At 61.1% G+C, this 9,753-nt stretch carries 6 protein-coding genes; 2 read left to right on the top strand and 4 right to left on the bottom strand.

Features of this window, described 5'->3' with window-relative positions; genetic code table 11:
* Positions 1–98 precede the first annotated feature (98 nt).
* Positions 99–458, bottom strand: a complete 360-nt coding sequence (locus VA602_RS02365) for a transposase (protein ID WP_253781795.1) — start codon at positions 456–458, stop codon at positions 99–101.
* A gap of 227 nt (positions 459–685) precedes the next feature.
* Between VA602_RS02365 and VA602_RS02360 the strand changes: the two genes are divergently transcribed.
* The gene (locus tag VA602_RS02360) at positions 686–2,242 is read left to right on the top strand and encodes a hypothetical protein (protein WP_323452374.1); all 1,557 of its coding nucleotides are present in this window, start codon (positions 686–688) and stop codon (positions 2,240–2,242) included.
* Positions 2,243–2,465: 223 nt separating this feature from the next.
* On the opposite strand, the gene VA602_RS02355 is transcribed toward VA602_RS02360, so the two are convergent.
* Together VA602_RS02355 and VA602_RS02350 are read right to left on the bottom strand one after the other, a co-directional pair.
* Entirely contained in the window at positions 2,466–2,735 is a 270-nt protein-coding gene (locus VA602_RS02355; RefSeq protein ID WP_323452373.1) for a DUF3077 domain-containing protein, read from the bottom strand.
* Positions 2,736–2,758: 23 nt separating this feature from the next.
* Entirely contained in the window at positions 2,759–3,001 is a 243-nt protein-coding gene (locus VA602_RS02350; protein ID WP_323452372.1) for a hypothetical protein, read from the bottom strand.
* 451 nt (positions 3,002–3,452) lie between these two features.
* On the opposite strand from VA602_RS02350, the gene VA602_RS02345 reads away from it, so the two are divergent.
* Positions 3,453–5,033, top strand: coding sequence for a hypothetical protein (locus VA602_RS02345; RefSeq protein ID WP_323452371.1), 1,581 nt, complete (start codon positions 3,453–3,455; stop codon positions 5,031–5,033).
* Between the two features lie 171 nt (positions 5,034–5,204).
* On the opposite strand, the gene VA602_RS02340 is transcribed toward VA602_RS02345, so the two are convergent.
* Positions 5,205–9,749 carry a hemagglutinin repeat-containing protein gene (locus tag VA602_RS02340; RefSeq protein ID WP_323452370.1) on the bottom strand — a complete coding sequence of 1,515 codons (4,545 nt, stop codon included), beginning with the start codon at positions 9,747–9,749 and terminating at the stop codon, positions 5,205–5,207.
* Between the last annotated feature and the right edge of the window lie 4 nt (positions 9,750–9,753).

Raw genomic sequence — 9,753 nt, 5'->3', positions numbered from 1 at the left:
TCGGGCTTGGCGCTGGCGCCACGCATAGAAACTGCTGCGCTTGACCCCAAGCACGCGACAGCATTCGACAACACCGTATTGCTCACTCAGCTCGTTGATCAGCGAGAACGATCTTTGGAGTCCCGAAGCAGGAGAGCACTGGCCTTTTTTAGGATTTCGATATCTCGGTCTTTCTGCCGAACCAGTGCCTCAAGCTCTTGGATTCGATGTTGATCCGGGGTAATGGCTTTGGCTCCAGCTGGCACCTGCCCCTCTCGCTCCTTGCGCACCTGTTCGACCCAACGCCGCAGGGCTGTAGGCCCAATCTCAAGCATTTCGCAGACTTCGGGGACTGACTGGCCACCGTCCAGCACCATCTCGGCAGCCCGGATTTTCTGTTCTTTCGAGTATGACTTTCGCACTGATTTTGCCTCCAATTGGGCGCCATCATAGCGCCCTAAGAAGGTGTCCAAAATCATTAGGCCAGTTCAACTTGTCCCGCGATCACCGGCATAGCCGGTGCCATCCACCACGGTGTTGTCATCGCGGGCAAGCCCGCTCCTACAGCAAGCGTGTTAACAAGACAGCCCTCGCATAACCACACTTAAAGACGAACCTCGCGGTACCTATCATTTTTGTCAGTTTCGCCAGCGCATCCGTTGGTTCAGGCTCTAGACATTTCCTTGGCATGCCCCAGGAGCCAACGATGTCTACCTCTGCACCACTGACGTTCAAGGTCTCGCGACCTGCGCAAACCGAGTACCCCGCGCCCTCGGTGCTCGAAGCTGTGAGTAACACGCTCGAGCCCATCAATGCCCGCAACGGCGCTACGGTGCAGGTTGCATACCCAGGGATGCTTACCAGCGATATCCTGGCGGTGGCTTGGCTTGGGAGCAATCCGGCAGGACGTTGGGAGAGCGAGCAAAAGCCTGGCAGCGCCTTTGGTAGTGTCGACTTCAGCGTACCTGCGAGCGTAGTCGCCGCCAGCCAAGGCACGGTCGTCCAAGTGCTCTATGCCGTAGTGCAGGCCGGCAAGGCTGGTGTGCCGTCATTACCCCTTGATCTGACCGTGGGTGAGCTGGCGCAGGCAGACCTGCCCATGCCGGCCATTACCCAGGCCAACCCGACCACCCGCACGCTGGACCTGAACAGTTTCGTCGGCAACGCCTCAGCCACAGTCGCGGCATGGCCGTTGATCGCGACGGGGCAGCGGTACTGGGTGTGGATCGACGGTACGTTGGAGAACGGTTCGGGGTATGGGTTCCATGCGGCCTCGGCTCAGACGGTCACCGAGGCCCAGGTGGGGCAGGGGCTGGATGTCGAGGTGTTGCGTACGGAGTTGGAGAAGTTCAGGCACGCGTCGGTGGTTTCGGTCACGGTATCGGTCGCGTTCGACGGGGCGAGTAACGAGGCCTCGGTGAGGGCGTTCCCGGTTGCGACTTACACGCTCGAGAAGCTGGTTGTGGTAACGCCGACCATTGATTCGGTGACCGACGATAAAGGAACAGCTGTGCCGCGAGGAGGCACGACTGCATCGACGGCACTGACGTTGCGCGGGCAGGCGTCAGCGGGGCAGAGGGTGCAGATCCTTGATGGCGGTACAGTATTGAAAACTGAAACTGTAGGAGCCGCTGGAGCATGGACGAGTACGCTTACGGGGCTGACTGCAAAGGCTTATAACTTCAAGGCCAGAGCGCTGTATGGCGCTAATCCGGAATCTGCGGTTTGGGGGCTGACGGTACAGACCCGAGTCTGTGACAATTTATCTACGGCACCAGTGAGGACGTACCCTGACATGCAGGTGAGTCAGTTGACTTCAATGCTGAACTGCTTACCTGAGCACGGTGAGTATGGGCCCTCTCCCCAGGCACGAGTTGTTCAAGTGGGTAATAATCGTGAATTTCAGTGGATTAATTCACTTCCACCTGGCACTGGTGGGCAATGGCGCACTATGAGCTTAGGTATTCGTGACTTGGACTATCCACTTAAAAGCCCACTGATAGTCACTCTTGAGTATTATGTCACTCAGTCGAATGCGAGAGAGATGTATTTGTTCGCTATCTATGATTTGGCGGGTCAGCAATTGTCGCAGGTCTCGGTACCCGTTCTCGACGGGATAATTGCTATCACTATTCCCGCGGGGGCACGGGCTGTAACCCCCTCTAGAGTGGGGGGCTTACATATAATCCTGGCCGCGCATGATAGGGAGAGTAGTGCTGGCTCGTCGGTCATTCACCTCAAGTCAGTGTGTCTTTCGTATTAGCTTTTTGAATCGCCGGCTGTAAACATTCGAGGCTCTGATTTCTCGCGTTCACAGAACGCTCTGTGGGGCCCCCGTACTCTTTAGCCTGTACGGTTAGGTTCGCTCCCACAGAGCATTGTTCGGCGTTTTTATTGGAGGTCAACGCGGGGCAGTTCGGCGTCTATCTTCCAACGATCAGCGCCCGCCCTTGCCCCCGACACTCGCAGCTCCGATAAACCCGCTTTTACCGGCGCATCCCCAGCTCCGCATCGTCCATCAATGCCTTGGCCAATGCGCTCAGGTAATACGAAGCCCAGACCAGTTGCGGGTTCTCATCCATCACCCCGCTCAAGGTCATGTCGCGCACATACCCCATCAACTCCGAGGCCTGCTCACGCGCACGCTCGCACGGGATGCCCGGCTCGATGCAGAACAGCGGCTGGGTCAACCCCTTGCCTTGGTAGAACCGTGTTTTGCCAACGGTGGTATTTGGTGTGGTGCCGCTTGTATCCATCCTTTCATCTCCCTGAAAGCCGCTTAGTGCGCCGTTTGCGGCTCTGTCGGCATCTGAACCTGTATCAACGCCGATTCCAGCAAAATCCTCAGCGCTTCCATTTCATGGATGGCAGCCATTACCAGGAGCGAGACGGGGGACTTGGGTTGCAGGAGGACCGCTTGATGGGCCACGGTTTGTGCGCAGAGTGCGTACTCGGTGGCTTGGATGATGGTGTCTTCGAGGGAGTGGTTGTTGTGGGGTGGATCGGGGACGATCTTTAACATCGCGTTATTCCTTGCGGGGCTACCTCCCAACTGCTGTCAAACAAAGGGTGGCAGCTGTACGTGGGTTGACAGACCGGCGGAATAAGCAAAGTTCCGGCGCACGCAAGCGTGCCCGCACGTACAGCTGCCATGGAAAGCAGCCATATGCTTAATACCGTCACAGCCTGTCAAAGCTGTGTCGTTGATGTGCAACGACGCGCCGAGACTAGAGCGCTGCCCCAGGGGCCGCAACGGAAAAAAGGCGGTAGGAGTATCTTTGGGAAATGGACTACAGGAAAGGCATATTTTCTGATTTTTCGACCAATGCGGCGCGCATAGTAGGCGCCAGAGATACCCGGCATTACCACGCTTAGAGACCAACCTCGCGGCACCTATCATTTCTGCCAGTTTCGCCAGCGCATCCGCGGGTTCAGACTCCAGGCATTCCCTTGGCATGCCCCAGGAGCCAACGATGTCTACCCCTCGTGATGTGCCCACTCTGTTGTCCACCTCTGCGCCCCTCACTTTCAAGGTAGTGCGATCTGCGCAAACCGAGTACCCCGCGCCCTCGGTACTCGAGGCTGTGAACAACATCCTCGAGCCCATCAATGCCCGCAACGGCGCTACGGTGCAGGTTGCATACCCAGGGATGCTTACCAGCGATATCCTGGCGGTGGCTTGGCTTGGGAGCAATCCGGCAGGACGTTGGGAGAGCGAGCAAAAGCCTGGCAGCGCCTTTGGTAGTGTCGACTTCAGCGTACCTGCGAGCGTAGTCGCCGCCAGCCAAGGCACGGTCGTCCAAGTGCTCTATGCCGTAGTGCAGGCCGGCAAGGCTGGTGTGCCGTCATTACCCCTTGATCTGACCGTGGGTGAGCTGGCGCAGGCAGACCTGCCCATGCCGGCCATTACCCAGGCCAACCCGATCACCCGCACGCTGGACCTGAACAGTTTTGCCGGCAACGCCTCAGCCACAGTCGTGGCATGGCCGTTGATCGCGACGGGGCAGCGGTTCTGGGTGTGGATCGACGGTACGTTGGAGAATGGTTCGGCGCATCGGTTCTATGCGGCCTCGGCTCAGGCGGTAACCGAGGCTCAGGTGGGGCAAGGGCTGGATGTCGCGGTGCTGCGTACGGAGTTGGAGAAGTTCAGGCACGCGTCGGTGGTTTCGGTCACGGTATCGGTGGCGTTCGACGGGGCGAGTAACGAGGCCTCGGTGAGGGCGTTCCCGGTTGCGACTTACACGCTCGAGAAGCTGATTGCGGTGACACCGACCATTGATTCGGTGATGGACGATAAAGGAAAAATCGTGCCGCCAGACGGCTCGACTGTATCGACGACCCTGACCTTGAGCGGGCAGGCGTCAGCGGGGCAGAAGGTGGAGATTCTTGATGGCGACACAGTATTGAAAACTGAAACCGTAGGGGCCATTGGGGAATGGACGAGTACGCTTACTGGGCTGGCTGCGAAGACTTATACCCTCAAGGCCAGAGGGCTGTATGGCGCTAATCCGGAATCTGAGGCTTGGGGGCTGACGGTACAGACCCATGTCTGTGACGATTTATCTACGGCACCGCTGGGGCGGTACCCTGATCGTCAGTTGAGACAGTTGACTTCAATGTTGAATTGTACTCCTGACTTCGGTGGGGCAGGGCGCTCTGCCCAGGCTCAAGTTGTCCAAGTGGGTAATAATCGTGAGCTTCAGTGGCTTTATACACTTGGTGGTGCCGGTGGTTATTCCGATCTACGCTTAGGTCTCCGTGACTTGGACTATCCACTTAAAAGCCCACTGACAGTCACTCTTGAGTTCTATGTCACTCAGTCGAATGCTACACAGGTGCAGTTGGTGGCTAACTATTACTTGGCGGGTGAGCAACACGCGGAGGTCCGGGCTTCAGTGGGCGCTCGGACAATAGCTGTCACTGTTCCAGCAGAGGCAGTGCCTTCACCAATATGGAGCCCTCAGGTGGGGGGCATACGTCTATACCTAGGCGAGGCTACGGGCAGGAGTTTATCTGCGCTCATTCACCTCAAGTCAGTGTGTCTTTCGCAATAGCTTCTGAATCGCTGGCTGTAAGCATCTGAGGCTTTGATTTTTCGAGTTTACAGAACGCTCTGTGGGGCACCCGACTATTTATCTGTACGGTTGGGTCCGCTCCCACAGAGCATTGATCTGCGTTTTTATCAGAGTTCCACGCGGGCTAGTTCAGCGCCTATCTTCCAGCTATCAGCGCCCGCCCTTGCTCCCGACACTCGATGGCCACTCTTCACTGCGGCTATGCCCACTGGTGCGCAGCAGCCCGAGGTCCAGCGCATTTTCGCCGTCCGCCGCGCCTTTGCTCTTGGACAGTTCGGCAATGGCCGTCCCTATATCGACCGGCGAGTTGGAAAAGTCCACCGACACATTGCGTTGATAGTCGCGGCCCGTGAGCGTTTCGCGGCTGACCGATTGGGCTTGCAGATCGACATCTCCAGCGCCGGACTGTATCCGTGCCCCAACCAGGCGCGCCTGGCCGCCAACGTTCAACTCGACGCCTTCACTACCCTTGATCCTGGCCTGGTGGGCGACGGTGTCGCGCTGGGTGTGGGACACCTCGACCTTTACCGTCGGCGAGAGTTTCGGGTCCACCTTGGACAGCGCCGGGCCGACTTTCTCGGTGACCTTGCCCGCCGCAGGGCCAGAGAGAGCACTGGCGGCGTCGAGATAACCCTGGGGGTTCTTCTCGTGGCTCAGGCGGCCATCGGCCTTGACGGTGAGGGTGTCGACGCTGTCCTTGCGGCTGGCCAACAACAGGTCGCCACCGATATCGCCGCGAACCTTCTGTGCATCCAGGCTTGCACCCTCGATCCGGGTGTCGCCCTGGCTCGCCAGCTCGATGCGCTCGGCGCGCAGGGTGCTGGCATTCCAGGTCTGGTTGTCGCGTTTGTCGAGGTTGACCTGCACCCGGCCGTGCAGACCACGGATATCCTTGTCTGGCGTCTCGCCGCTGTTGAGCCTGAAGCCGGCACCGGCGGTGATGTCGAGATTGTCGCGTTTTTCAGTGTTGCCCGAAGCTTCGACCAGCATGCCGCCGTTGCCGGCGTGCAGCTTGATCTCGCTGGCCGAGGCGTGCAGCCCCTGCAAATGCAGGGCGATATCTTCACGGGCGCGGCTGCTGATCAGCAGTTTGCCTTGAGTGTTGAAGTGGGCATCGACGGCCTGGCTGGCCTGCTCGTCGAGCTTGCCGTTGGCGAAGTGGCCACCGATGGCGCCGCCCTTGCCGGTGCCGAGCTTGGCAGCGACTTCCAGACCGCCACCCAGGTTGCGCCCCGTGGCCTGTTGGCTGTCATGGGCCGCCTTGACCTGCAGCAGGCCGGCGCTGTCCAGTTCGATACCGGCTACAGGCGCTTCACGGCTGCCGATGCGGGTGCCTTCGAGGATGAGGTCGCCGCCGCTGGCGAGCACGACCTTGCCCTTGGCGTCGATCTGCGCCACTTGAGCCTTGCTTTGCTGTTTCTGGCGCTCGGCTTGGTCGAGATAGCCGCGGGTTTCGATGCCGGTGCTGCCGGGGCGGTTGCCGACCTTGGCCCAGGCGTTGCCGTCGGTCTGGCGTGTGTGCTCGTTGTGTTGGTCGTTGGCCTGAGTCAGCAGCAGCTTGCCGTTGCTGGTGATGCTGAGGTCGCCGTTGCCAGCGTTGAAGTGGCTGCCTTCGTACAGGCCGTCGGCGCCCAACTGGACCTGGATGCCCGTTTGCCCATAAAGGCTGCCGACGCGCGCAGTGCGTACGTCTTGCACGCTGCTCGACGAGCCGCCCTTGCCGCTGGCCCGTACATTGAGGTCCTGGCCGGTGCTGGTGTCGACCCTGGCATCGCCACCAAAGGCCAGTTGCTCGACGCCATGGGATTGCTCGTCGACTGCCGCGCTCTGGTGATGCTGGTTAGCGCTGATCGCCAGCAGCCCTTGATTGGCACGCCAGGCGGTGCCCTGATCTTCGATACGCTCGGCCTGGACCTTGACACTCCCACCCGACAACTCGCTGACCTGGGCGATTCCGCGGCGCTGGTTCTCCAGGCGTTTGAGATGCTCCACGGTCATGTCACCGCCGACGCTGGGCGCGACCATCGCGTCCTCGGGCGATGCCTGCTGGAAGCGCGCAGCTTCCTCGCCAAGTACCAGGCGCTCGATCGGTCGGGTCAGGTCGCGGTACTCGAGGCTGGCACCGAGGGTGCCGCGCCAGTTGTCGTTGCGCTGAGTGCGTTCGTGCACATCCTGTACGGCACGATTTTCGATCTCGTTGGCCTCGACCACCAGGGCCTTGCCGGCTTCGACGCGTGCGGCCTCGGTAACCAGCTTTGCTGTGCCGATCTTCACATCGCCTCCTGCCTGCAATTCGCTGCGTTGTATCTTGCTGTCGCGCTCACGCACGTTCTCCTTCTGATGATGCCCTTCGAAGTGGCTGCCGATCCGGTCGATGCCGCCGGTCACGGCCAGGCTGCCGCCGCTGTGGGTGGTCTGGGTGTCTGTCTGCTGGTCGTTGCGGGTGGCGCCAAGCGTTATCTGTTGCCCTTGCAGGTTGAGGTCGCCGGTATCGGCCTTGACCTTCGAGCCGTTGACCTGCAAGTGCGCATCGCTGTGCAGCTCGACCGCCGCGCCCTTGAGTTCGCTGGCGACCTGCTCGGTGGCGCGTTGCTCGCTGTGCCGGTTGACCACTGCGTAGCCGACCCCGGCTTCATACTGGCGTGAACCGGGCTTGTCGCCGTCGGCCTCGGTGGTCTGGCGGGCGTGGGCGGTGAGGGTGCGCTGCTGTTCGTCGGTCTTGCTTTCGCTGCGCGCTTGAGCGCTTTCGACGATCAGATCGCCCTTGGCCTCGATCTTGAGCTGCTTGCCAGCCTCGACTTTGGCACCTTCAATGCGCAGTTCCTCGGCACTGGCCAGGCGCAGGTCGCTTTTCGAGCTGACGTCGCTCGCCAGCACCTTTTCCTGCTGGCTGCTGTGGCTGCGGTCGTGGCCGATCAGGCCGAACAGCTTGCTGTCGCTCTGTTTTTCGGTGGTGCTGGAGCGGTTGTGGTCGGCTTCGATCGCCAGGTTGCCGTTGTTGCTGTAGAGCACCGATTCACCTTCGCTGGCGATGGTGCTGCCCTTGACCCTGACCTGCCCGGCGGTGACGTTCAGGTTGGCGCCCGAGGTGATGGTGCTCCCGGCGACCTGCCGCGCGGTGTCGTCCTTGCCCTCGCGGTCGCCGAAGAAGCTGCCGGACACCAGGTCGCCGCGGTAGTCGCGTTGCGTGCCGCGCTTGTCGAGAGCCGTGGTGGTGATCTCGATCTGCTGGCCGGCCAGGGTCATATCGCCCTCGCTGTGCAGATGGCTGCCTTGCACCTTGAGCGTGCCACCGGCCTTGGCGGTCAGCTCGGCGCCTCGCAGATCGCTGGCTTTGGCGGTTTCCTGATAGTGGTCACTGTCGCTGTCACCCCGCCACAGATGCTTGCGATGGCGAACCTGCTCTTCGACACGCCCGCTCTCCTTGCCTGCTTCGATATTCAGGTTGGCCGCGCTGTCGAGGGCGAGTGCGCCACCGGCTTGCAGGCTGGCCGCCTGCAGTTGCATGTCGCCGCCGGACTTGAGCGCCAGGCGGTCATCGGCTTTCAGTTGCGTGCCCTGCAGTGTGTGCTGGGTTGTGGTGGTGTTGCTTTCATAGGTTTCGGTGGTGACGAACAACCATTTTTTGTCCCAGGCCTTGCGCTCACGCTCGATGTTCTCCTGGGCTGCGGTGTCCAGCGTGAGTTTCTGCCCTGCATTGACGTCGATCGATTTGCCCTGGCCCGTGACGGCCTGCAGCCTCAGGTCGCCGCTGGCACTGAGGTTGAGGTCACCTTGGCTGCTGCGCAGTACGGCGCCATGTTTGCCGTTGTCACCGATATACAGGCTGCCGGCGGACTGGATGTCGATGCCGTCGCGACCGTGCATGGCAATCGCCCCGACCCGCACGCCAGCGCCCTCGGCAGTGCTGACCACGCGGATGCGGCCGGCGTGCATGGCGCCGAACAGGCTGGCGTCGATGCTTGCCGGGGTGCCTGGCAGGTGCTCGACGACCTGGCCATTGGTGGCGTCGATGCGGTTGCGCCCGGCAATCAATTGCAGGTCGTCGCGGGCGTTGAGCGTACCTTTGCTGTCGATGCGCGGGGCAATCAGTTCGAGTGCGCCGCCGTCGTTGCTCTGGCCCCCGCCGAGCACAGTCAGCGCGGCGCTGGCGCTCATCGAGTCAAGCAGGCGCACGCGACCGTCCTCGAGCTGGACATCACCGACCAGAAAACCTGCGCGGGTGGTGTTGATGAAGCTGCCGCCATTGAGGGTGATGCCGTTGCTGTTGGCGAGGATGTAGTCGGCGGGGCGGCCGAAGATTTCCTGGGGGCCTTCGATCAGCGAGGCGTTGCGGCTGACCACTTCGTTGAGGATGGTCGAGGCGGCCTGGCCCTGGAACTGGGGGTTGGCGGCCAGGGCGCCAGCCAGTTGCGACTGGCCCGATTGCAGGGCGTTGTTGAGCACCGCACCCGCCTGGCCGACGTTGTAGTCGAGGAACTGGTTGTGCGACAGGCCGCTGGCGTTGGGGGCGACGATCTCGATCACCGGTACGCCATGGGCGTTGTTGATCAGTGGTGTTCCCGCCGGGCCGGGCGTCGGTTGCAGCCCGCCCTGGGCGAGCAGGGTCGGGGAGGTGGCCATCAGCGTCAGGAAGATGCTCCAGCGCAAGGCATTGGGCGACGTCGGGACCTGCAGTTTTTTGGTGTCGTTCACGGGC

The sequence above is a fragment of the Pseudomonas machongensis genome, from assembly GCF_034961125.1.
Taxonomy (GTDB): domain Bacteria; phylum Pseudomonadota; class Gammaproteobacteria; order Pseudomonadales; family Pseudomonadaceae; genus Aquipseudomonas; species Aquipseudomonas machongensis.
Note: the sequence above shows the minus strand (reverse complement) of the source record. Positions and strands in the feature narration are given on the sequence as shown.